The following is a 23,853-nucleotide window of genomic DNA, read 5'->3' as shown; positions in this document are numbered from 1 at the left end:
CCCGGCCCGGCACAAGGCCGGACCGGGCAACCGTGGTGTCTTACTGGATGACGTCGATCGCCGCGGTGACCTGCTCGCGCAGGGTGTCGGAGATCGGGGAGCTGCCCGCGGCGTCAGCCACGGCCTGCTGGCCCTCTTCGCTGGCGGCGTAGGTGAAGAGGCCCTTCACGTTCGCTGCGATGGTGTCGTCTTCGTAGTCGGCGCAACCGATGAGGTAGCTGACGAGAACGATCGGGTAGACGCCGGCCTCGGTGGTCGTGCGGTCGATCTCGATCGCGATGTCGGATGCGGCGCGGCCTTCTTCTTCGGGCGAGGCGTCGACGACCGCGGCCGCAGCCTCGGGCGAGTACTCGACGAATTCTTCGCCGACCTGGACGGCGACGGTACCGAGCTCACCGGCGCGCGAAGCGTCGGCGTAACCGATCGTGCCTTCGCCGCCCTCGACCGCGGAGATGACACCCGAGGTGCCGTTGGCAGCCTCGCCGCCCGGGAGCGGCCAGACACCGTCGGGCTCGCTCGTCCACACGTCGGGTGCGGTCGCGTACAGGTAGTCGGTGAAGTTCTCGGTGGTACCCGAGTCGTCCGAACGGTGGACCGCGGTGATCGCGGAGCTGGGGAGCGTCGCGTCAGCGTTCAACTCGGCGATTGCCGGGTCGTTCCACGTGGTGATCGTGCCGGCGAAGATGCCCGCGAGGGTCGCCGCGTCGAGGTTCAGCGTGTCGATGCCCTCGAGGTTGAAGACGACGGCGATCGGCGAGATGTAGGTCGGCAGCTCGACGAGGTCGGAGCCCTCGGCGCAAGCGTCCCAGGGGCCTTCTTCGATCTCTTCGGCCGTGAAAGCGCGGTCGGAACCGGCGAACTGGAAAGCGCCCTCCTGGAAGGATTCGCGACCCGCGCCCGAACCGGCGGCATCGTAGGTGACGGTCAGGTCGCTGTTGGCGGTCTGGATGCCGGCGGTCCACGTCTGGATGGCGACCTCCTGCGAGCTTGCGCCACCACCGACGAGGTCGCCCGCGAGGGTGCCTCCCTCGGTGCCGGACGAGCTTTCGCCGCCGGTGTTGGTGGTGCCTTCGTTCGAGGCGCACCCGGCGAGGGCGAGGGCTGCGATTGCAGCCACGGCGCCCAGCTGGGCGAAACGGTTGAGCTTCACTATGTGAATCCTTCGCGTGTCAGGGGAACAGGAGAACCCGGTGCAGGGTTCGGAACCCGGTGACGGGCTCCTTGGGCACGGTAGACAGAGACTCTTAAGGGACCGGGCTGAAGAGGTGAACGGAAGGTAAACGCCCGCGGGATTCCGCGGGTATTGGGGTGTGCGGAATAGGCTGGGAATATGGCTGAGATGAACGGGACCACTCAGGCCGTGCTCGACCGCTTCGCAGAGGCCCCCGCGCCCCGCACCCTGATCGACATCCTCGTCGAGGTGACGGCGCGCCATCCCGAAGCATCCGCCATCGACGATGGCTCTGGTGCATTGAGCTACCGCGAGCTGCTCGCACGGGTCTGGCAGACGGCCGCTCGACTGCGTGAGGCGGGGGTGGAACGCGGCGATCGGGTCGGCGTGCGCATGCCGTCGGGAGCGAAAGAGCTGTACGTCTCGATCCTCGGCGTGATCGCCGCGGGGGCGGCCTACGTGCCGGTCGACGCGGACGACCCCGAAGAGCGCGCCCGACTCGTCTTCGGCGAGGCCCGGGTCGCGGGGGTGATCACGGGGACCGGCGACTACACGCCGGCCGCGGACCCTTCGACAGGCTCGGGGACCGCTGCGGTGACAGGCTCAGGGACCGGTGCGACAACAAGCTCAGGGAGCGATGGCGCGGCTGTCTCGACCCTCTTCTCGGGTAGTGCGCCCCACCCGAGCACCCGATCGACGGCCGTCGTCGCGCCGCCCACGGTCGATGACGACGCCTGGATCATCTTCACCTCGGGATCGACGGGCGTGCCCAAAGGCGTCGCCGTGTCGCATCGCTCGGCGGCCGCTTTCGTCGATGCCGAGGCGCGCATGTTCCTGCAGGGGGCACCGCTCGGCCCCGGGGACCGCGTGCTGGCGGGGCTCTCGGTCGCCTTCGACGCCTCGTGCGAAGAGATGTGGCTCGCGTGGGGGCACGGCGCGTGTCTCGTCCCCGCCCCTCGCTCGCTCGTCCGCTCGGGCGAAGACCTCGCACCGTGGCTGCTGCGGCAGGGCATCACCGTCGTCTCGACCGTGCCGACGTTGGCCGCGATGTGGCCGGGAGACGCGATCGAGAACGTGCGCCTGCTGATCTTCGGCGGCGAGGCCTGCCCTCCCGAACTCGCAGCACGGCTGGTCGCCGAGGGGCGCGAAGTGTGGAATACGTATGGCCCGACCGAGGCGACGGTCGTGGCCTGCGGGGCGCTCCTCGACGGGTCGGTGCCGGTACGCATCGGCCTGCCGCTCGACGGCTGGGCGCTCGCCGTCGTCGATGACGCGGGCCACCGCGTCGCGGAGGGCGAGATCGGTGAGCTGATCATCGGTGGTGTCGGACTCGCGCGTTACCTCGATCCCGCGAAAGACCGGGAGAAGTACGCGCCGATGCCCACCCTCGGGTGGGAACGCGCCTACCGCTCGGGCGATCTCGTGCGCAACGACTCCGAGGGCCTGGTCTTCCAGGGCCGCGCCGACGACCAGGTCAAGGTCGGCGGGCGCCGCATCGAGCTGGGCGAGGTCGAATCGGCGCTGCAGGATCTTCCGGGCATCGCGGCCGCGGCCGTCGCCGTCCGCCACACCGAGGCCGGGGTGCCGATCCTCGTGGGGTACCTGGTCACCGAGCCCGGCATCGAGCTCGACCGCCGCTCGGCCCGCGCGATGCTCGGCGAGCGGCTGCCCGCAGCGACCATCCCCCTTCTGGCCGTGGTCGACGAGCTGCCCGTCCGTACGTCGGGCAAGGTCGATCGCGCCGCTCTCCCGTGGCCGCTCGCGGGCATCGATGCACCGGTCGCCGTCGATCTGACCCCGGCTGAGGCATGGCTCGCCGAGCAGTGGCAGGCGGTGCTGGGCGCACCGGTTCCCGACCGCAAGGCCGATTTCTTCGATCTCGGCGGCGGATCGTTGGCGGCGGCCCAGTTGGTCTCGCGAATCCGCGCCCGGGTTCCGGAGTTCTCGGTCGCCGACATCTACGACGTGCCGCGACTGGGCGCCATGGCAAAGGCGCTCGGCGCACTCGACGACGACGACGACGCGTCGGGCGTCTTCCGCAAGCCGCTCCCCACCCCGCGCGCGACCCAGTGGGCGCAGACCCTCCTCGGCATTCCGCTGTTCATCCTCTCGGGGGTGCGGTGGCTCCTCTACCTGCTCACGGCCAGCGCCATCCTGCAGCTCGTCCCCGGCTTCGAGGCCCTCCCCGCGGCGCCCTGGCCGGTGCTGGTCATCGGAATCGCGCTGTTCGCGACCCCGTTCGGGCGAATGGCGATCGCCGCAGCATCCGCCCGTCTGCTGCTCTCGGGCCTCCGGCCCGGCGACTACCCCCGCGGCGGCAGCGTGCACCTCCGCCTGTGGCTGGCCGAGCAGATCGCCGCGCAGGTCGACGCCGTCGGGCTCGCGGGCGCGCCGTGGGTGACGTACTACGCCCGCGCGCTCGGCGCGAAGATCGGACGCGACGTCGATCTGCACACGCTGCCGCCGGTGACCGGAATGCTCGAGATCGGCGATCGCGCGTCGATCGAGCCCGAGGTCGATCTCACCGGGTACTGGATCGACGGCGACCTCGTGCGCATCGGCCGGGTACGGATCGGGGCCGAGGCCACGGTAGGGGCCCGCAGCACCCTCGCCCCGGGAACCCGCATCGGCCAGCGCGCCGAGATCGCACCCGGTTCGGCCGTCTTCGGCCGCGTGCGTGCCGACCAGACCTGGGCGGGCTCACCCGCGGTGCGCGTGGGCGGCGCCGCGGGCGGCTGGCCCGTCGAGCGTCCGCCGGCCGCGCACCGGTGGCTCTGGGGCTATGCGGCCTCTGCCGCCGGACTCGCGCTGCTGCCGCTGCTGTCTTTCGCCGTCGGCGGGTTGGTGCTGGCCCAGGGCATGCGGGGCTCCGGCGATCTCACCGCGGCGCTCGCCGCGGCCTTCGCGTGGCTGGTGCCCGCCGTACTCGTGACCGGCCTCGTGTTCGCGGGGTCTGTCGTCGCACTCGTGCGGGCGTTCTCCCTGGGGCTCCGCGAGGGCACCCATCCGGTGCGCAGTCGCATCGCCTGGCAGGCGTGGACGATCGAGCGCCTGCTCGACGCGTCGCGCACCATCCTCTTCCCGCTCTACTCGAGCCTGTTCACCCCCGTGTGGCTCCGGATGCTGGGTGCCCGCGTCGGGCGCGACGTCGAAGCATCCACGGTGCTCCTCATCCCGTCGATGGCGCGCATCGAAGACGGGGCCTTCCTCGCCGACGACACCATGGTCGCGTCATACGAGCTGCACTCGGGATGGCTGCGGATCGGCCCGGTACGGATCGGCAAGCGCGCGTTCCTCGGCAACTCCGGCATGGCGGCACCCCATCACCGCGTGCCGCGCGACGGTCTGGTCGCTGTGCTCTCGTCGGCGCCCGTGAAGGCGAAGGCCGGCTCGTCGTGGCTCGGCTCGCCCGCGGTGCGCCTGCGGCGTCTTTCGGCAGGGGGAGACGAGTCACGCACCTATCGCCCCACCCGAGGGCTGCGCGTCGCCCGGGCGCTGTGGGAGATCTGCCGCATCGTGCCGATCTTCGTCACGTGCGGTATCGGAGTACTGGTGCTGTTCGCCCTCGCGGGGCTGTGGGAGAACCTCGGCCCGGCGTGGACGCTCCTGCTCTCGGGGCTCGTGATGTTGATCGCCGGCGGTGTCGCCGCCACGGTGTCGACGCTCGCGAAATGGGTCATCGTCGGCCCGATCCGCGCGGGCGAGCAGCCGCTGTGGTCGAGCTTCGTCTGGCGCACCGAGGTCTCGGACACCTTCACCGAGATGGTGGCGGCGCCCTGGTTCGCCCGTGCGGCGACGGGCACCCCCGCCCTCGCGATGTGGCTGCGCTCCCTGGGCGCGAAGATCGGCACCGGGGTCTGGTGCGAGAGCTACTGGCTGCCCGAGCCCGATCTCGTGACCCTCGGCGACGCGTCGACCGTGAACCGCGGGTGCGTCGTGCAGACCCACCTCTTCCACGATCGCATCATGAGCATGGACGCGGTCGAACTCGAAGCGGGCGCGACCCTCGGCCCGCACAGCGTCATCCTCCCGGCGGCGGCGATCGGCGCGAACGCCACGGTCGGGCCCGCCTCGTTGGTGATGCGCGGCGAGACCGTACCGGTGGGTACCCGCTGGAGCGGAAACCCGATCGGCCCGTGGCGCGCGGTCAAGGCGCGCGCGTATCAGTCGACGCAGTGATCAGCGCAGCGACACGGTGGCCTGCCTGACGACCCGTGTCGTCGTGACACAGTGGGTGCACGGCAGATCCTCCCCGCTGGCGTCCCCCCGAACCCCCTGACAGAGACCCCGTGACAGAGCACGCACCCGATCCCTACACCCCGCAGAGCGGAGACCCGACGTTCGACGTCGAGTCGTACGACCTGCGCATCTCCTACCGGGTGCGTACCAACCGCCTCGAGGGCACAGCGACGATCCAGGCGGTCGCCGTCACGACCCTGCGGTCGTTCACCCTCGACCTCGTCGGCCTCCGCGCGACGCAGGTGCGGGTCAATGGCGGCGCGCAAGACCGTTTCCGCACCGGGCCACGAAAGATCCGCATCGTTCCCACGAGCCCGATCGTCGCGGGGGAGCGATTCTCGGTCGACATCGTCTACTCGGGTCAGCCGGCACCGCGTCGGTCGCGGTGGGGCACCATCGGGTGGGAGGAGCTCGACGACGGTGCTCTCGTCGCCGCGCAGCCGACGGGGGCGCCGACCTGGTTCCCGTGCAACGACCGCCCCGACGATCGCGCCCGCTATCGGCTCGAGATCACGACCGAAGACGGCTACGAGGTGGCCGCGACCGGTACGCCCGCGAAACCCGTGCGGCGGGGCGGATCGGTCACGACCACCTTCACGTTGGACACCCCGACGGCGACCTATCTCGCGGCGGTGCACATCGGGCGCTATCGCACCGCGGTGCTCGCCGGCACGGGTGTCGGCGACGTGCCGACCGTGCGGGTCACCTCGCCGCCGGTGCTCCGATCGGCGGTGACGGCGGCTTTCGCCGATGTTCCGCGGATGCTGCGGGTGTTCGGCGAGGCATTCGGGCCCTACCCGCAGGCGGAGTGCGCGCTCGTCGTCACCGCCGACGTGCTGGAGATTCCGCTCGAGGCCCAGGGGCTCGCGGTGTTCGGATCGAACCACCTCGTGCCGGCCGCCCAACGCCTGGTCGCGCACGAGATCGCCCATCAATGGTTCGGCAACAGTGTGGGCCTGGCCCGCTGGCAAGACATCTGGCTCAACGAGGGCTTCGCCTGCTACGCGGAGTGGATCTGGTCCGAAGCATCCGGAGCCGCCTCGGCGGCCACCCTGGCCGCCGGTCATCACGCCCGTCTCGCCGCCTCTGCCCAAGACCTCGTGATCGCCGACCCGGGGCCGGCCCGCATGTTCGACGACCTGGTCTACAAGCGTGGCGCCCTCACCCTGCACGCGGTGCGGATGCGCCTCGGCGACGCCGCGTTCTTCGCCCTCTTGAACGAGTGGACCGCGACGAACCGGCACCGCACGGTGGTGACCGACGATTTCCGTCTCGCCGTCACGCGGGCCGGGGGAGCGGATGCTGCCGAGCTGCTCAGTGCGTGGATCGACCGGGCGCCGCTTCCGGCGCTGGCCTGAGAGCCCGGCACGAAGACCGCGGCGCGGAACGACTCGATCGTCCGCGCCGCGGTCCGCACGCGGTTACTCGGCGGGATAGGTCGCGGCGACGTCGATGACCCAGGTCACCCCGAAGCTGTCGGTGAGCATGCCGAAGCCGGGGCTCCACGCCGACGCCGCGAGGGGCTCGACGATCGACCCGCCGACCGCGAGCTTCTCCCAGTAGCCGGTGACCTCGTCGAGGGTTTCGCCTCGCACCGAGACGAAGAACGGCTGGTCGGTCAGGGTGACGCCGTTCTCGCGGCGCGTCGAACCGGCGCTCGCCGCGGAGCCGCCCGACTGCCCGGGGATGTCGTAGGCCATGACCCGGAAGCCGCCCTCCGACTCGACGCTGCCGAAGACGACGTCGTCAGACCCGGGGGCTTCCGGGGGCATTCCGAAGTCGCCGTACGTGGCGATCATGACCTGGCCGCCGAAGACCGACTGGTAGAACTCCAGAGCCGCTCGGGCATCGCCGCGGAAGTTGAGGTGGGTGGTCGTCGTGATGCTCATGTGTTTCTCCTCCTGGAGGGTGTCCGGGCCTCTCCCCGACGTCTTCGACTCTCGCAGGCGTCTAGGACAGTTTCGGTCCTAGACCTCGCCTAATCTGGAGAAATGACGACGGCGACCTCGCGACTGCTGAACCTGCTGTCCCTCCTGCAGACGCGCAGGGATTGGCCGGGTGCGCTCCTCGCCGAACGACTCGACATCAGCCACCGCACGGTGCGGCGCGACGTCGACCGGCTCCGCGAGATGGGGTACAGCATCCGGGCGACGATGGGGCCCGACGGCGGCTACCGTCTCGACGCGGGCAGTGAGCTTCCTCCGCTGCTCTTCGACGACGACCAGGTCATCGCCCTCGCCGTCGCGTTGCAGGCAGCATCCGTGTCGGGTGTCGGAATCGACGAAGCGGCCGTTCGCGCTCTCACGACGGTGCGGCAGGTGATGCCGTCGCGTCTGCGTCACCGACTCGACGCGCTCGAGTTCACGGCGATCGCGACCCGGCCGGGCGACGGGGCGCCCGACACGGTGTCGCCCGACACGCTCGTCGCCCTTTCGGCGTCGGTTCGGGCTCGTGAGGTGCTGCGTTTCGACTATGCGGGCTCGCGGTCGAACAGCGGCCCGCAGCCCGCACCGCGCAAGGCGGAACCCCACCACCTCGTGACCTCGCAGGGGCGCTGGTACCTCGTCGCCTGGGATCTCGAGCGCGACGACTGGCGCATCTTCCGGGCCGATCGCATCACCGTGCGCACCCCGAACGGTCCGCGATTCGCCCCGCGCGAGATTTCCGGTGGCGATGTGGCCCGCTACGTCTCCGCCCGCTTCAGAGGGTCGGATCGCGCCGACAGATGGCCCTGCACGGGAAAGGTGGTCCTCCACCGTCCCGCGTCGTACGTGCGACCTTTCGCCGGCGATGGAATCGTCGAAGACCTCGGGCCGGAGCGGTGCAGCCTCGAGGTGGGTTCCTGGTCGTGGGTCGCGCTCGCCGCGTCGCTCAACCGCTTCGACACCGACATCGACGTCGTCGGCCCGCCCGACCTCACCGAGGCCTTCGCGCAGCTCGCCTCACGCAACGCGGCCACCGCCGCCGCTTAGCCGCAGCCGTCCTCAGGCCCGGGGGTGCGGACCCGGCCCCACGACGGCGGCCGAGACGATCACCCCGGGCGGACCCGAGAGGTCGACACCGATGAGCGGCTCGGCGCGGTCGGGTACGAGCGCGGTCCAGCCGTGCGGGTCGTCGGCCACCTCTACCAGAGCCGGGTCGACGCGCAAGCCGCGTCGGTCGGCTTTCAGCGCCGCCTCGACACGCGTCCACCCGCGCACGTCGACCGGGCGTCCGTCACCGAGGACCCCCGCGAGACCGACGGCGTCTCGTCGCGGGTCGTCGACGAGTTCGGCGTCGATCCCGAGGGCGGATGCTGCGGACCGCGCGATCACCGCGACGAGCGCGTACGCGCCGGCGTAGGTGACGGATGCCTCGACCTCGGCGCCGTGCGCGGTCACGGGGCCGTGATCTCCGCCGCACCGGGGGCAGACGTTCGTCAGGACGGCGCCCGGTGCGAGGTCACGCAAGAGCGCCCACGCGGTTTCCCGGCGAGGCGTACACTCGGGCACCCGGGCCCATGCGAGCCGCAGCGAGGACGGATCCGCCCGCATCGGTCAGATCTTCGGGTCGTGGGTCTCGATCGCGACGATGCCGGCCCCCGGGTTGTCGACCGAGAGGTGGACGACCGAGAAGGCGGCCGTGTCGAGGGTGGAGGAGTTGCCGAGGTACGAGCCCGGCATCGTCCCGGTCGCCAACGCCAGTTCAGAGATGATGTCGGGCATCACGGGCCCGTGGCTGCACAGCACGACGGGCTTGCGTGCCCGCACGCGCGCGTCGATGATCGTCCGGGGATCGGAGAGGCCGTCGTCCCAGGCGTCCTGGCTGAGCAGTTCAGTGCGATCCACCCGACGCGCGAGGACCGCCGACAACGGCATCACCGTGCGGATGCACCGCTCGGCGGGACTGGAGACGATCCGGCGCACTCCGAACGCGAGAAGCGGCCCGACGATGGCGTTCGCCTGCCGCCGCCCACGCGAGCTGAGCGGTCGGGCAGAGTCGGCGCCGTCCCAGTCGTCGCGCGACTTCGCCTTCGCGTGACGCAGCGCGAGGATTGGGAACGTCCGCAGGACGCCTCTCTCCACGAGGGCGGCGAACGCGTCGAGGATCTCGAGGTCGACGGGGTAGCTCAGTCGCTCCCGCGCCTTCTTGACGCTCGTCCACTCGACCGAAGCGACTTCTTTGTTCGGGGCGAACGTCGTCGCGCGCACCGCAGCATCCGACGCTTCGGCAGCCCAGTAGTGCACGATCTTCTCGCGCCCCGTCGGCATAACGTAACGCGAAACGCCCACCGGCACTCCGAGCGCGACCCGGAGCCCGGTCTCTTCGCGGATCTCGCGCACGGCGGTCTCGGCCAGGGTCTCGCCGGGATCGACCTTGCCCTTGGGGAGGGTCAGGTCGCGGTACCGGGTGCGCGTGATCAGGAGGACGCGCAGCTTGCCGTCGAGAATTCGCCACACCACGCCGCCGGCAGCATAGACGGCGGTCTCGGTCACCGAACCGCCCGAGCCCGGCGGCGCCGCTGGATGTGGGCCATCGTCTTGTCTTGCATGTCGACGAGGGGCTTGCCGTCGGCGTCGGTGCTCTCGCGGACCCACTCGCCCTCGGGCTCGAGGTGCCAGGCGCTGGTGCTCGGGCTCATCGCGAGATCGAACAACGAGCTGAGCTCGGTGAGCTGGGCGGGGTCGATGACGCGCACCAGTGCCTCGACGCGACGGTCGAGGTTGCGGTGCATCATGTCGGCGCTGCCGATGAACACCTGGGGGTCGCCGTCGTTCTCGAACGCGAAGATGCGGGAGTGCTCGAGATAGCGACCCAGGATGCTGCGCACCGTGATGTTCTCGCTGAGGCCCGGCACGCCGGGCTTGAGCGAGCAGATGCCGCGCACCCAGACTTCGACCTTCACGCCGTCCTGGCTCGCCCGGTAGAGGGAGTCGATGATCTGCTCGTCGACCATCGAGTTCACCTTGATGCGCACGCGGGCCGGTCGGCCCTCCTGCGCGTTGCGGCGTTCTTTCTCGATGAGGCGCACGAGCCCCTTGCGCAGGTGCAGGGGCGCGACGAGCAGGCGCTTGAACTTCTTCTCGATCGCGTAACCGCTGAGTTCGTTGAACAGGCGGGTGAGGTCGCGGCCGACCTGGTCGTCGACGGTGAAGAGGCCGAAGTCTTCGTAGATGCGGCTCGTCTTGGGGTTGTAGTTGCCCGTGCCGACGTGGCTGTAGTGACGCAGCACGCCTTCTTCTTCACGGATGACGAGCGCGAGCTTGCAATGGGTCTTGAGCCCCACGAGGCCGTAGACCACGTGCACGCCGGCCTTCTCGAGCTTGCGTGCCCACACGATGTTGTTGGCCTCGTCGAAGCGCGCCTTCACCTCGACCAGGGCGAGCACCTGCTTGCCCGCCTCGGCGGCGTCGATGAGCGCCTGCACGATGGGGCTGTCGCCCGAGGTGCGGTAGAGGGTCTGCTTGATGGCGAGCACGTGCGGGTCGCGCGCGGCCTGCTCGAGGAAGGCCTGCACGCTCGTCGCGAACGACTCGTACGGGTGGTGCACCAGCACGTCGGCCGAGCGGATCGCGGCGAAGAGGTCGGCGCGCCCGTTCTGCTCCGCCGGCTGGAACGCGACGGCGGTCTTCGGCACGTGCGGGGGGTAGTGCAGGTCGGGGCGGTCGATCTTCGAGAGGTCGAACAGTCCGCGCAGGTCGAGCGGGCCGGGGAGGCGGTAGACCTCCTGCTCGGTGATGTCGAGCTCGGTGATGAGCAGATCGAGCGTCACGTCGTCCATGTCGTCGGTGATCTCGAGACGGATGGGCGGCCCGAACCGGCGTCGCAGAAGCTCGGCCTCGAGCGCCTGGATGAGGTTCTCGGTCTCGTCTTCTTCGATCGTCATGTCTTCGTTGCGTGTGAGACGGAACGCGTGGTGATCGAGCACCTCCATTCCGGGGAACAGGTGGCCCAGGTGGTTGGAGATCAGCTCTTCGAGCGGCAGATAGCGCACGCGGTCGCCGCCCGACACCTTCACGAACCGGGGGAGCATCGGCGGCACCTTCAGGCGCGCGAACTCCTGCCGGCCGGTGCGGGCGTTCCGCACCCTGATGGCGAGGTTGAGCGAGAGGCCCGAGATGTACGGGAACGGGTGGGCAGGGTCCACGGCCAGCGGCATGAGGACGGGGAAGACCTGGGTCTGGAAGTACTCGGTGAACCGTTCGCGGTCGTCGTCGCCGAGCGATTCCCAGGTGACGACGTCGATGCCGGCGTCGACGAGAGCGGGGCGCACCAGGTCGTTCCACGCGGCCGCGTGACGCAGCTGCAACGCGTGCGCGTCGGCCGAGATGTCGGCGAGCACCTCTTGCGGGGAGCGGCCGACGTTCGTCGGGACGGCGAGGCCGGTGAGGATGCGACGCGCGAGACCCGCGACGCGGACCATGAAGAACTCGTCGAGGTTGCTGGCGAAGATCGCGAGGAAGTTCGCCCTCTCGAGCGTCGGCAGAGTGGGATCTTCGGCCAGTTCGAGCACCCGTTGGTTGAACGCTAACCAACTCAGCTCGCGATCGAGGTAGCGATTCTCGGGAAGCTGCGCGTCTACCGCTTCGACCGCTTCATCGAAGTCGTCGTCGTCCGCATCACCGAGACCTGAATCGAGCGCGTCGTCCTGGATCATTCCCTCATCATTGCAGGGCCAGGTGACACGTGCGTGAACGCCGACCGCGACGGCCGCCCTCGCAGCATCCGCCTCGACGATCGATGACGCGCGAAGTCAGACGCGCTGGTTCGACAGCGCCACCGCTCCGCCGAGGCCGATCATCGCCACGCCGCCCGTGGCCGACAGCGCCGACAGCCGCTTCGGAGAACGGGTGAACCAGGTGCGCACCGTTCCGGCCGCGACCGCCCAGACGCTGTCGCCGACGAGGGCGAGGCCGACGAAGATCACTCCGAGGATCGCGAGCTGCATCGGAACGGCGCCACGGCCGGGGTCGACGAACTGGGGGAGCATCGCGACGAAGAACGCGAGGGTCTTCGGGTTCGTGACTCCGACGACGAAACCCTCCCCGAGAAGTCGCAGGGTGCTGCGAGGAGTGGTCGCACCGGCCGGCGGCGGGTCGTTGCGGTGGCGGATGGCCTTGATGCCGAGCCAGACCAGATAGGCGGCGCCCGCGAACTTGATCAGGGTGAAGGCGATCGCCGACGCCGCGATGATGGCGCCGAGGCCCGCGGCCACCAGGAGGAGGAGGGGAAGCATGCCCAGGGCGTTGCCGAGCACACTGAGCAGTCCGCCGCGGCGGCCGAGAGCGATCGACCGCCCGACGATGAAGACGACGCTGGGCCCCGGGATCGGGATGATCACCAACGAAGCCACGATGAACGCGGCGAGGTTCTCGAGGGGCGGCATGAGCAGACGTTACCGCCCGCGGGCGGTGCTGCACGTCGCGAGGGCTCAGGCCGTCGCGGTCGCGGGCGGGTCGTCTTCGTACACGTTGAAGCGGTAGCCGACGTTGCGGACCGTGCCGATGAGCTGCTCGAGGTCACCGAGCTTGGCGCGGAGGCGTCGCACGTGCACGTCGACCGTGCGGGTGCCGCCGAAGTAGTCGTAGCCCCACACTTCGCTCAGCAGCTGCTCACGGGTGAAGACCCGCGACGGATGCGTGGCGAAGAAGTGCAGGAGCTGGAACTCCTTGTAGGTGAGGTCGAGTGGTTTGCCGTGCACCTTCGCGGAGTACGACGACTCGTCGATGGTGATCCCGGAGGTCTGGATGCGGCTGGAGACCTGGTCTTTCGCCATCCGCCCGATGGCGAGGCGGATGCGTGCGTCGACCTCGGCGGGACCGGCCGTCATCAGGATGACGTCGTCGACCCCCCAGTCGGTCGAGACGGCGGTCAGCCCGCCCTCGGTGACCACGAGGACGATGGGCGCGTCGAGTCCGGTCGTGTTCAGGATCTTGCAGAGCGACTTTGCCCCGACCAGGTCGACACGGGCGTCGATGAAGAGCACGTCGGCACTGGGCGCGTTCACCAGTTGCGCGGGCTCGGCCGGAATCTGCCGCACTCGATGACTGAGCAGTTCGAGCGCGGGCAGCACGGAGCCGCCGCCATGGGCGGAACTCAGAACGAGAAGCTGTGCCAACGGGGACCTCCGCGTCGCGTTCCCCGCGACGTCCCCATCTTAGAGCGCGCGCGCAGTCGCGGCTGTCGCTGTGTGCGTATGGCGTGCTCGTAGGCGAGAATGGCGCCATGCCCGGTCCTGAACTCGCCCCGCGCCGCACCGTCGGCGGGGTCGTCGCCGTATGGGTCGCCGCCGCGGTGGGGGGAATCGCGATCGGCATCTTCGTTCCTCTCGAATGGCGGCCCGCGTGGCTCATCGTCGGGCTGGGCGGCAGCCTGATCCTGTCGTTCCTGGTGCAGCTCGCTTACGGGCGGTCGCAGCAGTTCGTCGAACGCGTCGCCGCGAGCGTGCTCGGGTCGCTGCTCGTCCTGGGCGTGATCAGCGCCGGCTTCGGCCTCGCGGCCATCGTGCCCGGGTACACCGCGATCGTTCCCGGATAGACTGAGCGCATGGATCTCCTTGCGCTCGAGCTCTTCTTCGTGGGCCTCTTGGGACTGGCCTCGCTCGGCATCGCCTTCGTCTCAGCGGTCGTCGTGAAGAACCTGTACCGCGGTCAGCGCTGACAGCGTGATCGACCTCCCCACCGATCTTCCTGCCGACCTCGCGCCACTGTCGTGGCTCGTCGGCGTGTGGGAGGGCACCGGCGTGCTCGACTACGAAGCATCCGGTCACACCTACGCCGGAGAATTCGCGCACCGCGTGAGCTTCAGCCATGACGGCGGCTCCTACCTGAACTACTCGGCGAGTGCCTGGTTGCAGACCGGCGACGCGACCACGCCGCTCGTGGCCGAGATGGGTTACTGGCGCTTGAGCCGTTCGGCGACAGCCGCCGATGCCGGTCCGGGGCTCCTTCCGGCACGCGAGGTCGTTCCCGCGCGAACGGTCGACGACGTCGAGGCGCTGCGCAACGACGACGGCGGTTTCGACATCGAGGTGTCGCTGGTCCATGCCGACGGCGTGCATGAGCTGTACCTCGGCCAGGTCCGTGGGCCGCGCATCGACATCGCGACCGATGCGGTCGTGCGTGCTTCGGGCGCGAAAGAATACGCCGCGGCCACCCGCATGTACGGACTGGTCGACTCCCACCTGCTGTGGGCGTGGGACATCGCCGCCTTCGGTGAAGAGCTGCGTTCGCACGCTTCGGCGCGTCTCGCGCGGGTCGACTGATGGTCGCCGACTTCTCGCGGGTACCCGCCGCCGTCGCCGACGACCGGGGCCTCCGTCACGTGGGCGGCCCGCTCTCCGAACAGCGGGCGCTCGCCGCGGGCCGTGCGATCGCCCCGCTCGGCGACCGCCGCGTGCTGACCGTGTCGGGTGAAGATCGGCTGAGCTGGCTCGACTCGCTGTCGTCGCAAGCCTTGACCCATCTCGAGCCGGGCGTCGGCACCGAGACGCTGATCCTCGACCCGCAGGGCCGTGTCGAGCACGCCGCCTCCGTCGTCGACGACGGCGAGACCGCGTGGCTCCTCGTCGACGATTCGGATGCTGAGGGCCTGGCCTCGTGGCTGACGAAGATGCGCTTCCGGCTCCGGGTCGTCGTGCGCGACCGCTCGGATGACCTGGCGATCGTCGGCGGCACCGCCGACGCCATCGCGGGTCTCACCGCCGTCGGACCCACCGGCACGCCGGTGCGCTGGCGCGACCCGTGGCCCGATGTCTCTCCGGGCGGCTACGGGTACGCACCCGTCGAGCCGCACCCCGGCGCCGACCGCGACTGGACCGAGGCGGTCGTGACCACCGCCGAGCTCGACGGGATCATCGACGCGGCCTCACGCGGCGAGATCGCCCTCGCAGGCCGTGACGCGGTCGAGGCCCTCCGCATCGCCGCCTGGCGCCCCCGTGTCAGCGCCGATGCCGACGAACGTGCGCTTCCGCACGAGCTCGACTGGATGCGCACCGCGGTGCACCTTTCCAAAGGCTGCTACCGCGGCCAGGAGACCGTCGCGAAGGTGCACAACCTGGGTCATCCCCCGCGCCGTATCGTCGCCCTGCACCTCGACGGGAGCGACAGCGTGCTCCCCGCACCGGGCGATGTGGTGCGCGCCGGCGAGAACGAGATCGGCACCATCACGTCTGCGGCCCTCCACTACCAAGACGGCCCGATCGCGCTCGCCGTCGTGAAGCGCTCCGCGCCGACCGACATCGATCTGGTCGTCGACACGAGCGACGGCGCGGTCGCTGCGGCCCAGGAGGTCGTGGTTCCGCCCGACGCCGGGGCCACCGCATCCGTTCCGCGCCTCCCCCGACTCGGGCGGCGCACCGCGTCGTCATGACGGCGTCGTGAGCGCCTCGTCCGAACCCGCGCCGACCACCGGGGTCGTCACGACCGGGTGGCGTTCGCGTTTCTCGCTGCGGCCGGGTCTGTTCCGCGTCCGCGACTCGGGGGCGGCGATCATCCAGATCGTGGTGGCCGCCACGGGCGCGTACACGTTCGCGTCGATGGTTCTGGGGCACTCGCTTCCGCTGGTCGCCGCCACCGTCACGGTGTCGAGTCTCGGTCTCGTCCGCGACGCACGCCCCCGGCGGGTCATCGAGACGGTCGCGGGGATGCTGGTCGGCATCCTGATCGCGGAGGTGATCGTGCTCGTCGCCGGCGGCGGTTGGTGGCAGCTCGCCGTGGCCCTCGGCGCGACGCTCACCGTCGCGCGTTTTCTTTCGCCGCAGCCCGGGTTCGCGATCGCCGCGGCCATCCAGGCCCTCATCGCCCTCACCGTCGGTGTCGGCGCACCGCCGTTCCTCCGGCTCATCGACGGGATCGTCGGAGGGATCGCCGCGCTGCTCGTCACCGCCCTCGTCCCGCGCAGCGGTCGCCGCTCAGAGCTCCGCGACGCGGTGGCGCTCTTCATCGCGGTGGAGAGCACCGTCGGCACCCTCGCGCAGGCTCTTCGCCGCGGTGACCGCATGCGCGCAGAACGGGGGCTCGAAAAGGCACGCGCGCTGCAGGTGCCCGTCGACCAGTGGCGCACGTCGCTCGAGTCGGGGATCGCGATCGCCCGCATCTCCCCGTTCCTGCACCGCGAGAGATCCGAACTCGCGCGGCACGAGCGGGTGCGCCAGTCGATGGATCTCGCCACGCGGAACCTGCGTGTGGTCGCCCGGCGCACGCTCTACCTCGTCGACGACGGTCAGCCGCGTCAGGTCGCCGCCGATCTGCTCGGTGAACTCGGCAGGGGCGCGCGGTTGGTCGCTGATTCGCTCGACGACATCTCGCTCGAGCCTGCCGCTCGTTCGGTGATCGTCGGGATCGCCGCGCGCCTCGACCCCGCGGCGATGCTGCCGGACGCGGGACTCGGCGATCAGAACCTCCTCGCGGCGCTGCGCCCGCTCGCCGTCGACCTGCTCACCGCGACGGGGATGCCCCACGACGAAGCGAGGAAGATCGTCCCGCGCATCTGAGCGCACGGGGTCGGGGGACCGGTCCGGGCCCTTCGACAGGCTCAGGGGCCGGGGTTCGGAGCGACTGCGTGCCAGGGCACGCCCACCTCGCCGAGTCGCCACCGACTGCGGCCGAGGAGCGGCCAGCCCGCGTCGACGAGAGCGGTCATCGCCGTCCGCCAGCGCGCAACCGGGCCGAACGTCGCCTGGGCGGCGGCGCGTTCCCACTCCCGATCCAGCGCGCTGACGAGGTCATGCACCCGTTCGCCGGGAACGTTCCGGTGGATGAGCGCCTTGGGTAGCCGTTCGGCGGCGATCGACGGGTGCGCGAGCTCGGCCAGGCGCAGCGACAGCGTGAGACTCCGGGGCACGGCGTCCTCGCCGACCTCGATCCACGTGGCTACGCGTCCGATCTCGTCGCACGTCCCCTCGACCAGCATTCCGCCGGGGGCGAGTCGCGAGGTCATGCGGGACCACGCGTCGGCGACGTCGCCCTCGTCGTACTGCCGCAGCACGTTCATCGCCCGGATGACGGCCGGCCGCCGTCCGCCGGGGAGCGGCACTTCGAAGCCGCCGCGGGCGAACGAGACCCCGGGCACGGGGGAGGCGGCGAGCTGCGCTTGGGCGCGCGCGACGCGCGCGGGGTCGATCTCGAGCCCGCGTACCTCGACGTCGGGGCGGCTGCGGGCGAGCCGCGCGCGCAACTCGAGGGTGGTCACGGCGCTGGCGCCGAACCCGAGGTCGACCACCAAGGGGTCGTCGGCGCGCCGCAGCACGGCGTGGCGGGCGATCCACCGGTCGACTCGACGCAGTCGATTCGTGCCAGTGGTGCCGCGGGTGACCTGACCCACCGGCGACGCGCTCATGCGCCCCAGTGTGGCAGGGCTGCCCTCGATAGGATGGCGGCATGACCGCGCCCTACACGCTGATCCTCCTCCGACACGGCCAGAGCGAGTGGAACAAGACCAACCAGTTCACCGGTTGGGTCGACGTCCGCCTCACCGAGCAGGGCAAGGCAGAGGCCGCTCGCGGCGGGCAGTTGCTCGCCCAGGCGGGCCTTCTGCCCGACGTGCTGCACACCTCGGTGCTGAGCCGCGCGATCCAGACCGCGAACATCGCCCTCGACACCGCCGACCGCCTCTGGATTCCGGTCAAGCGCTCCTGGCGTCTCAACGAGCGCCACTACGGAGCGCTGCAGGGCAAAGACAAGGCCCAGACGCTCGAGGAGTTCGGTCCCGAGCAGTTCAAGCTCTGGCGCCGCTCGTTCGACGTGCCGCCGCCGGTGCTGCCCGCAGACGACCAGTACAGCCAGGTCGGCGACCCCCGCTACGTCGGCATCGACGGAGAGGTACCTCACACCGAGTCGCTGAAGCTCGTCATCGACCGCATGCTGCCGTACTGGGACGCCGAGATCGTGCCCGATCTCCGCGCCGGCAAGACCGTGCTCGTCACGGCGCACGGCAACTCGCTGCGCGGCGTGGTCAAGCACCTCGAGGGCATCAGCGATGACGACATCGCCGAGCTCAACATCCCGACCGGCATCCCGCTCGTCTACCGCCTCGACGAAGACCTCGCCCCTCTCGGCAAGGGCGAGTATCTCGATCCCGAGGCCGCGGCAGCAGGCGCCGCCGCCGTCGCTGCACAGGGCAAGGGCTGACCCCCACTCCCCGGGAATGACGAAGAGCGGATGCTGAGAAAGCATCCGCTCTTCGTCGTATGCGCACCTCGGATCCCGTCCCCGCGAGTGCGCGCCCTCCGCTGAGCGGAGGGCATAAGCGCGGGGGAGGGTCCTTGCGCGGGTTCCGTTCCTCCGCCGGGCGTATCCCCTCCGCTCAGCGGAGGAGACACGCCGGGGGATCAGTTCGGGTCGTCGGCGCCGGCCCAGTCGCCGGTGGCGAGGTAGACGACGCGCTTCGCGACCGAGACCGCGTGGTCGCCGAAGCGCTCGTGGTAGCGGCTGGCCAGCGTCGCGTCGACCGTCGCGGTGGCCTCGCCCGTCCAACCCTCGCCGAGAACCTTCTCGAAGACGCTGAGGTGCAGGTCGTCGATCGCGTCGTCGTCGTTGCGGATCTCTTCGGCGATCGCGAGGTCTTCGGTCCGCAGCAGCTCGGTGAGCTTCTTGGCGACCTGCACGTCGAGCTCACCCATGCGGGTGAAGGTGGACTTCAGGCCCTTGGGAATCGCGCGCTCCGGGAAGCGCGAGCGCGAAAGCTGCGCGATGTGCTCGGCGAGGTCGCCCATGCGCTCGAGCGAGGCGCTCACGCGAAGTGCGGTGACCACGATGCGCAGGTCGCGCGCGACGGGCTGCTGGCGGGCGAGGATCTCGATCGCGAGTTCGTCGAGAGCGGCGGCCTTTTCGTCGATGATGGCGTCGGCCTCGATGACCGCTTCGGCCAGGGCGACGTCACTGGTGGAGAACGACTGGGTGGCGCGCTCGATCGCGATCGTCACCAATTCGGCGATCTCGACGAGACGCCCTTGAACGTCCTCGAGGGACTGGTGGAAAACTTCACGCATTTGCAGCAACCTTCCTGATTCGCAGGCACGCCGGTGCATCCCGCGGACCCTGGCGATTTTCCCCAGCCGAGGTTAACGAGCGGTGCCTTAGGAGTGAACAGTAACGCGTGCGATCGGGGTACGACCTGGACTGCGCGGGGGTTGACGCTCCCTGCCGTTTACCCTTGGGGTATGGATCAGACGCAGCTTGTGCTGCTCGCCCTCTTCGTGGGGGCGGTCGTCGGGGGCGGTGTGAGTGCACTGATCTTCCTGGCGTTCCGCATGCGCGACACCGCGCGAGCGCGGACGTCCGACGACGTTCCCCCCGGGGTGTCGGCGGTGCTGCACGCGATGGACGACGCCGCGATCGTCACCGATGCGTCATCGACCGTGCTGGCGGCCTCGGCCCCGGCAGAGGTCTTCGGCATGCGGGTGGGCGAGGTCATCCCCAGCGACGAGGTGCGAGCCATGGCGCGCGCGGCCCGCGACACGGGCGCGCCGGTCACCGAGAATCTGCGCCTGCACCGCGGCGCCGCGCCCTCCGAGCCGAGATTGGTCGCCGCGCGTGCGACGGGCATCTCGCCGCGGCTCACCCTGGTGCTCGTCCGCGACATCACCGAGCGGGAGCGCGTCGAAGAGATGCGACGCGACTTCGTCGCCAACACGAGCCACGAACTCAAGACGCCCGTGGGCGCGGTCAGTCTTCTCGCCGAAGCCATCGAGATGGCCGCCGACGACCCCGACCAGGTGCGCATCTTCACGGCGCGGCTGAGCGCAGAAGCCTCCCGCCTGGGCGCGCTCACCTCCCGCATCATGAGCCTTTCGCGTCTGCAGGCTTCCGCCGAGCTGACCGAGGTGCGAGACGTGTCGATCGACGAGGTCGTCGCCGGCGCCGTCGACGCCCACACGTTGCAGGCCGACTCCGCGCAGGTATCGATCGTCCGAGGCGGCACCCGCGGTCTCTACGTACGCGGCGAGGCGCAGGTCTTGAGCGAGGCCGTGGGCAACCTCATCGCGAACGCCATCGCGTATTCGCCGCAGGGTTCGAGCGTCGGGGTCGGGGTGAAGGCGATCGAGCAGATCGTCGAGATCGCCGTCACGGATCGCGGCATCGGCATTCAAGAGAGCGACCAGCACCGCGTCTTCGAGCGGTTCTACCGCGCAGACCAGGCGCGATCGCGGCGCACGGGTGGCACGGGCCTCGGCCTGTCGATCGTCAAGCACGCGGTGCAGCGCCACGGCGGTGAGGTGCGGCTGTGGTCGCGCCCGGGCCGTGGATCGACGTTCACCATCCGCCTCCCCCTGACCGAAGCGCCCGATTACGAGGCGCCGCGTACCAAGGTGCGCCGCAAAGCCCGAAAGGCGACCGCGGCGACCCGTTCCACCCCCGTGAAGGGAGACACCGTATGACTCGTGTGCTTATCGTCGAGGACGAACCCGATCTCGCAGATCCCCTGGCCTACCTGCTGCGTCGGGAAGGGTACGAGGTCGAGATCGCCGAAGACGGCGCTGTCGCTCTTTCCGCGTTCCGTGACCGCGGAGCCGACATCGTGCTGCTCGACCTCATGCTGCCCGGTATGCCCGGCACCGAGGTGGCACGCCAGCTGCGGCTGAGCACCACGGTTCCGATCATCATGCTGACCGCGAAAGACTCCGAAGTCGACATCGTCGTGGGTCTCGAGCTCGGCGCAGACGACTACGTCACGAAGCCCTATTCAGCCCGTGAACTCCTCGCCCGCATGCGCGCCGTGCTCCGTCGTTACGCGCAGGTCGAGTCCGACCTCGACGACCGCGTGCTCAACGGGGGGCGGGTCACGCTCGACATCGATCGGCACACGGTGTCGGTCGAGAACAACGAGATCAGCATGCCCCTCAAGGAGTTCGAACTCCTCGAGGTCCTCATGCGCAACGCGGGGCGTGTTCTGACACGCGGTCAGCTCATCGACCGCGTGTGGGGCACCGACTACTTCGGCGACACCAAGACGCTCGATGTGCACATCAAGCGCATCCGTTCACGGATCGAGCAGAACCCGAGCGAACCGAACATGCTCGTCACGGTGCGAGGACTCGGCTACCGCTTCGAAGGCTGAACGCCTCGATGCAGCCGACGCGGGCTTCTTCCTTCGGGAAGGGGCCCGCGGTCGTTACGGGAGGAGGTCGTTGTAGTAGTCGAGCTCACCGTCGAGGACGGGAACCTGGTACAGCACGCCTTCGGAATCGCCCGACTGGAAGTAGACCGCGACCGTCGACCCCGGTGTGCCGTCAATCTCGTCGAGTTGCAACGGCGGAACGTTTTCGGCGGTGTTCCCGAGGCTGACGGTCTCGCGTGGACCGACGCGCACCGTCGCGGTCTGCGCCGTCGCTCCTTCGCCCAGTTCGAGGCGGAGGGTCTGCGGGTCGTCGGACTCGTTGACGATCGCGGCGATCATGTTGGCCGACTCGCCTTCGGGATCGCTGATGATCAGGGCGTTGCGCACGACGAGCGGGCCGGAGTCCGGGATGTTCACACCGTCGCTGGCCGAGTACGAGATCTCGGTCGCCTGGGTGGAGACCAGGGCGCATCCGCTCGTTCCGACGAGAACGACGGCACTCAGTGCGACGGACGCGATGAGGCGCGATTTCACGGTTCCTCCCAGCAGTGCAGACGGCATGTCATGCAGTCTACGGGGCCGCCCGATCCTGGGAGCGACCGTTCGTTCACCCCCGCCCGCGACCGGGGGTGGAGAACTCTAGCGCAAACCTGCCTGTGGTATCCTGGACGTTGCCGAAAGGACACAACTGCATGCTTTTTGAGGTTGGCGAGACGGTCGTTTACCCGCACCACGGTGCAGCCACGATCATCGAGGTCAAGGACCGGATTATTCGTGGCGAGTCGAAGAAGTACCTGAAGCTCAACGTCACGCAGGGCGACCTGATCATCGAGGTCCCCGCAGAGAACGTCGACCTCGTCGGCGTTCGAGACGTCATCGGCCAGGAGGGTCTCGACCGCGTGTTCGAGGTTCTTCGAGCGCCCTTCACCGAGGAGCCGACCAACTGGTCGCGCCGCTACAAGGCGAACCTCGAGAAGCTAGCGTCGGGCGATGTGATCAAGGTCAGCGAAGTCGTCCGCGACCTGTGGCGCCGCGACCAGGATCGTGGCCTGTCGGCTGGCGAGAAGCGGATGCTGGCGAAGGCCCGGCAGATCCTCGTTTCCGAGCTCGCGCTGGCGGAGAAGACCGACGAGGAGCGAGCGGGTCTCGTCCTCGATGAGGTTCTCGCCTCCTAGAGGCAGATAACGTGGGCGGCGTGAGCATGCTGCCCGTTCCCCACGTCGCCATCATCGTCGTCGCCGCAGGTTCGGGCACACGCCTGGGCGCCGGCGGACCGAAGGCGATGGTCGGTATCGACGACGCGTCGATCCTGCGGCACGCCCTACGGGGCGTGTTCGAGGCGGAGGTGGCGCAGGTCATCGTCGTCGCGCCCGCCACCCACCAGGGCGATGCGCTGACCGATGCGTTGGCGGCAGCGGGAACGCGCAGAGACCTGGTCACGGTCGTCGCGGGCGGAAGCACGCGTCAAGAGTCGGTGGCGGCGGGGCTTCGTGCCCTGTGGCCCGACGTCGAGTACGTCTTGGTGCACGACGCGGCCCGGGCGCTCACTCCGGCGGGTCTGTTCGCACGCGTGCTCACCGCGCTCTACGACGGGCTCCCGGCCGTACTGCCGGCGCTTCCGGTCGTCGACACCGTGAAGCGCACCGACGGGCCCCGCGTACGCGAAGCCGTCGAGCGCTCCGACCTCGTGGCGGCGCAGACACCGCAGGGGTTCCGTCGAGACATCCTCGACACCGCGTATCGCGTCGCCGATCACGAGTACACCGATGACGCTGCGCTCGTGGCGTCGGCCGGGCACCCCATCGCCATCGTCGAGGGTGACCCCCTCGCGTTCAAGATCACCACGGCGGCCGACCTCGATCGGGCACGGCACCTGGTGTCCCCGGCTCCTGCGTCGCCCGCGACGCTCACGGCCCCCCAGGTCTTCCCGCGCGTGGGGCTCGGCACCGACGTGCACGGCTTCGGCGGCGACGGCGCCCTGTGGCTCGCCGGTCTGGAATGGCCCGACGAGCCCGCCCTTTCGGGGCACTCCGATGGCGATGCCGTCGCGCACGCGATGGTCGATGCGTTGCTCGGCGCCGCGGGTCTCGGCGACATCGGCACGCACTTCGGCACCGACCGCCCCGAGTACGTCGGCGCTCACGCCGAGGCGTTCCTCTCACGTACCCGCGCGCTGCTCGACGAGGCCGGTTGGCGCATCGGCAACGTGGCGGTGCAGGTGCAGGCCAACCGCCCACGGTTCGCCGCCCGCCGGTCCGAGGCCGAGGCCGTGCTGTCGGCCGCGCTCGGGGGCGCGCAGGTGTCGGTGAGCGCCACCACGACCGATGGACTCGGCTTCGCCGGCCGCGGTGAAGGTGTGTCGGCGACGGCGGTCGCGCTTCTTCTCCCCGCCTGAGACGCGTCCG

The 23,853-nt window shown here is 69.9% G+C and carries 22 protein-coding genes; 12 read left to right on the top strand and 10 right to left on the bottom strand.

Annotation, left to right across the window (positions count from 1 at the left end):
- Positions 1-40: 40 nt before the first annotated feature.
- Positions 41-1,150 carry a phosphate ABC transporter substrate-binding protein PstS gene (locus ACFXQA_RS01670; protein WP_394518052.1) on the bottom strand — a complete coding sequence of 370 codons (1,110 nt, stop codon included), beginning with the start codon at positions 1,148-1,150 and terminating at the stop codon, positions 41-43.
- Positions 1,151-1,339: 189 nt separating this feature from the next.
- Here ACFXQA_RS01670 and ACFXQA_RS01665 point away from each other — a divergent pair, with 189 nt between their 5' ends.
- Both ACFXQA_RS01665 and ACFXQA_RS01660 read left to right on the top strand, forming a co-directional pair.
- On the top strand, positions 1,340-5,350 hold the full coding sequence (locus ACFXQA_RS01665) for a Pls/PosA family non-ribosomal peptide synthetase (RefSeq protein WP_481825241.1): 4,011 nt from the start codon (positions 1,340-1,342) through the stop codon (positions 5,348-5,350).
- A gap of 110 nt (positions 5,351-5,460) precedes the next feature.
- Complete coding sequence (locus ACFXQA_RS01660; protein WP_394518050.1) at positions 5,461-6,768, top strand: M1 family metallopeptidase; 1,308 nt, start codon at positions 5,461-5,463, stop codon at positions 6,766-6,768.
- Between the two features lie 63 nt (positions 6,769-6,831).
- On the opposite strand, the gene ACFXQA_RS01655 is transcribed toward ACFXQA_RS01660, so the two are convergent.
- On the bottom strand, positions 6,832-7,299 hold the full coding sequence (locus tag ACFXQA_RS01655; RefSeq protein ID WP_394518049.1) for a VOC family protein: 468 nt from the start codon (positions 7,297-7,299) through the stop codon (positions 6,832-6,834).
- Between the two features lie 102 nt (positions 7,300-7,401).
- Between ACFXQA_RS01655 and ACFXQA_RS01650 the strand changes: the two genes are divergently transcribed.
- Positions 7,402-8,382 (top strand): helix-turn-helix transcriptional regulator, encoded by a 981-nt coding sequence (locus tag ACFXQA_RS01650; protein WP_394518048.1) that lies wholly within the window; start codon positions 7,402-7,404, stop codon positions 8,380-8,382.
- Positions 8,383-8,394: 12 nt separating this feature from the next.
- On the opposite strand, the gene ACFXQA_RS01645 is transcribed toward ACFXQA_RS01650, so the two are convergent.
- From ACFXQA_RS01645 to ACFXQA_RS01625, 5 genes are all read right to left on the bottom strand, one after another.
- Complete coding sequence (locus ACFXQA_RS01645; protein ID WP_394518047.1) at positions 8,395-8,790, bottom strand: 4'-phosphopantetheinyl transferase family protein; 396 nt, start codon at positions 8,788-8,790, stop codon at positions 8,395-8,397.
- Between the two features lie 156 nt (positions 8,791-8,946).
- Positions 8,947-9,885, bottom strand: coding sequence for an NUDIX hydrolase (locus tag ACFXQA_RS01640; RefSeq protein ID WP_394518046.1), 939 nt, complete (start codon positions 9,883-9,885; stop codon positions 8,947-8,949).
- Positions 9,882-12,047, bottom strand: coding sequence for an RNA degradosome polyphosphate kinase (locus tag ACFXQA_RS01635; protein WP_394518045.1), 2,166 nt, complete (start codon positions 12,045-12,047; stop codon positions 9,882-9,884). Before ACFXQA_RS01635 ends, ACFXQA_RS01640 begins: the two co-directional genes overlap by 4 nt.
- A 96-nt stretch (positions 12,048-12,143) precedes the next feature.
- A complete protein-coding gene (locus tag ACFXQA_RS01630) occupies positions 12,144-12,776 on the bottom strand; it encodes a LysE family translocator (protein WP_394518044.1) in 633 nt (210 codons plus the stop codon).
- 45 nt (positions 12,777-12,821) lie between these two features.
- Complete coding sequence (locus ACFXQA_RS01625; RefSeq protein WP_394518043.1) at positions 12,822-13,508, bottom strand: response regulator transcription factor; 687 nt, start codon at positions 13,506-13,508, stop codon at positions 12,822-12,824.
- A gap of 107 nt (positions 13,509-13,615) precedes the next feature.
- Here ACFXQA_RS01625 and ACFXQA_RS01620 point away from each other — a divergent pair, with 107 nt between their 5' ends.
- From ACFXQA_RS01620 to ACFXQA_RS01605, 4 genes are all read left to right on the top strand, one after another.
- Complete coding sequence (locus ACFXQA_RS01620) at positions 13,616-13,927, top strand: hypothetical protein (RefSeq protein ID WP_394518042.1); 312 nt, start codon at positions 13,616-13,618, stop codon at positions 13,925-13,927.
- A gap of 127 nt (positions 13,928-14,054) precedes the next feature.
- Positions 14,055-14,654, top strand: coding sequence for a nitrobindin family protein (locus tag ACFXQA_RS01615; protein ID WP_394518041.1), 600 nt, complete (start codon positions 14,055-14,057; stop codon positions 14,652-14,654).
- Complete coding sequence (gene ygfZ, locus ACFXQA_RS01610) at positions 14,654-15,760, top strand: CAF17-like 4Fe-4S cluster assembly/insertion protein YgfZ (protein ID WP_394518040.1); 1,107 nt, start codon at positions 14,654-14,656, stop codon at positions 15,758-15,760. The genes ACFXQA_RS01615 and ygfZ overlap by 1 nt, the downstream gene beginning before the upstream one ends.
- Positions 15,761-15,767: 7 nt before the next feature.
- Entirely contained in the window at positions 15,768-16,883 is a 1,116-nt protein-coding gene (locus ACFXQA_RS01605; protein ID WP_394518039.1) for an FUSC family protein, read from the top strand.
- Positions 16,884-16,924: 41 nt separating this feature from the next.
- Here ACFXQA_RS01605 and ACFXQA_RS01600 read toward each other — a convergent pair whose 3' ends face one another.
- Entirely contained in the window at positions 16,925-17,728 is an 804-nt protein-coding gene (locus tag ACFXQA_RS01600) for a class I SAM-dependent methyltransferase (protein WP_394518038.1), read from the bottom strand.
- Positions 17,729-17,769: 41 nt separating this feature from the next.
- Here ACFXQA_RS01600 and ACFXQA_RS01595 point away from each other — a divergent pair, with 41 nt between their 5' ends.
- On the top strand, positions 17,770-18,519 hold the full coding sequence (locus ACFXQA_RS01595) for a phosphoglyceromutase (protein ID WP_394518037.1): 750 nt from the start codon (positions 17,770-17,772) through the stop codon (positions 18,517-18,519).
- A gap of 200 nt (positions 18,520-18,719) precedes the next feature.
- Here ACFXQA_RS01595 and phoU read toward each other — a convergent pair whose 3' ends face one another.
- Positions 18,720-19,379, bottom strand: coding sequence for a phosphate signaling complex protein PhoU (phoU, locus tag ACFXQA_RS01590; RefSeq protein ID WP_394518036.1), 660 nt, complete (start codon positions 19,377-19,379; stop codon positions 18,720-18,722).
- A 171-nt stretch (positions 19,380-19,550) separates the two neighbouring features.
- Here phoU and ACFXQA_RS01585 point away from each other — a divergent pair, with 171 nt between their 5' ends.
- Together ACFXQA_RS01585 and ACFXQA_RS01580 are read left to right on the top strand one after the other, a co-directional pair.
- Positions 19,551-20,768 (top strand): sensor histidine kinase, encoded by a 1,218-nt coding sequence (locus ACFXQA_RS01585; protein ID WP_394518035.1) that lies wholly within the window; start codon positions 19,551-19,553, stop codon positions 20,766-20,768.
- Positions 20,765-21,448, top strand: coding sequence for a winged helix-turn-helix domain-containing protein (locus ACFXQA_RS01580; RefSeq protein WP_394518034.1), 684 nt, complete (start codon positions 20,765-20,767; stop codon positions 21,446-21,448). Before ACFXQA_RS01585 ends, ACFXQA_RS01580 begins: the two co-directional genes overlap by 4 nt.
- A gap of 54 nt (positions 21,449-21,502) precedes the next feature.
- Here the strand turns inward: ACFXQA_RS01580 and ACFXQA_RS01575 are convergent, their stop codons facing one another.
- Positions 21,503-22,009, bottom strand: coding sequence for a DNA modification methylase (locus ACFXQA_RS01575; RefSeq protein ID WP_394518033.1), 507 nt, complete (start codon positions 22,007-22,009; stop codon positions 21,503-21,505).
- 131 nt (positions 22,010-22,140) lie between these two features.
- On the opposite strand from ACFXQA_RS01575, the gene ACFXQA_RS01570 reads away from it, so the two are divergent.
- Positions 22,141-22,623 (top strand): CarD family transcriptional regulator, encoded by a 483-nt coding sequence (locus tag ACFXQA_RS01570; RefSeq protein ID WP_394518032.1) that lies wholly within the window; start codon positions 22,141-22,143, stop codon positions 22,621-22,623.
- Positions 22,624-22,649: 26 nt separating this feature from the next.
- A complete protein-coding gene (gene ispD, locus ACFXQA_RS01565) occupies positions 22,650-23,843 on the top strand; it encodes a 2-C-methyl-D-erythritol 4-phosphate cytidylyltransferase (protein ID WP_394518064.1) in 1,194 nt (397 codons plus the stop codon).
- Positions 23,844-23,853: the final 10 nt, after the last annotated feature.

Origin of the sequence: Microbacterium shimangi, assembly GCF_043556445.1 — a bacterium.
Classification (GTDB): Bacteria; Actinomycetota; Actinomycetes; order Actinomycetales; family Microbacteriaceae; genus Microbacterium.
The sequence above is the reverse complement of the archived record's forward strand: the minus strand, read 5'-3'. Positions and strand labels throughout refer to the sequence as shown.

What these genes read in the sequence shown, in the direction of transcription:
- ACFXQA_RS01665 (WP_481825241.1), top strand. Translation starts at nt 1,340, where the DNA reads ATGAACGGGACCACTCAGGCCGTGCTCGACCGCTTCGCAGAGGCCCCC.
- ACFXQA_RS01655 (WP_394518049.1), bottom strand. Translation starts at nt 7,299, where the DNA reads ATGAGCATCACGACGACCACCCACCTCAACTTCCGCGGCGATGCCCGA.
- ACFXQA_RS01650 (WP_394518048.1), top strand. Translation starts at nt 7,402, where the DNA reads ATGACGACGGCGACCTCGCGACTGCTGAACCTGCTGTCCCTCCTGCAG.
- ACFXQA_RS01635 (WP_394518045.1), bottom strand. Translation starts at nt 12,047, where the DNA reads ATGATCCAGGACGACGCGCTCGATTCAGGTCTCGGTGATGCGGACGAC.
- ACFXQA_RS01630 (WP_394518044.1), bottom strand. Translation starts at nt 12,776, where the DNA reads ATGCCGCCCCTCGAGAACCTCGCCGCGTTCATCGTGGCTTCGTTGGTG.
- ACFXQA_RS01620 (WP_394518042.1), top strand. Translation starts at nt 13,616, where the DNA reads ATGCCCGGTCCTGAACTCGCCCCGCGCCGCACCGTCGGCGGGGTCGTC.
- ygfZ (WP_394518040.1), top strand. Translation starts at nt 14,654, where the DNA reads ATGGTCGCCGACTTCTCGCGGGTACCCGCCGCCGTCGCCGACGACCGG.
- ACFXQA_RS01600 (WP_394518038.1), bottom strand. Translation starts at nt 17,728, where the DNA reads ATGAGCGCGTCGCCGGTGGGTCAGGTCACCCGCGGCACCACTGGCACG.
- ACFXQA_RS01595 (WP_394518037.1), top strand. Translation starts at nt 17,770, where the DNA reads ATGACCGCGCCCTACACGCTGATCCTCCTCCGACACGGCCAGAGCGAG.
- phoU (WP_394518036.1), bottom strand. Translation starts at nt 19,379, where the DNA reads ATGCGTGAAGTTTTCCACCAGTCCCTCGAGGACGTTCAAGGGCGTCTC.
- ACFXQA_RS01585 (WP_394518035.1), top strand. Translation starts at nt 19,551, where the DNA reads ATGGATCAGACGCAGCTTGTGCTGCTCGCCCTCTTCGTGGGGGCGGTC.
- ACFXQA_RS01580 (WP_394518034.1), top strand. Translation starts at nt 20,765, where the DNA reads ATGACTCGTGTGCTTATCGTCGAGGACGAACCCGATCTCGCAGATCCC.
- ACFXQA_RS01575 (WP_394518033.1), bottom strand. Translation starts at nt 22,009, where the DNA reads ATGCCGTCTGCACTGCTGGGAGGAACCGTGAAATCGCGCCTCATCGCG.
- ACFXQA_RS01570 (WP_394518032.1), top strand. Translation starts at nt 22,141, where the DNA reads ATGCTTTTTGAGGTTGGCGAGACGGTCGTTTACCCGCACCACGGTGCA.
- ispD (WP_394518064.1), top strand. Translation starts at nt 22,650, where the DNA reads ATGCTGCCCGTTCCCCACGTCGCCATCATCGTCGTCGCCGCAGGTTCG.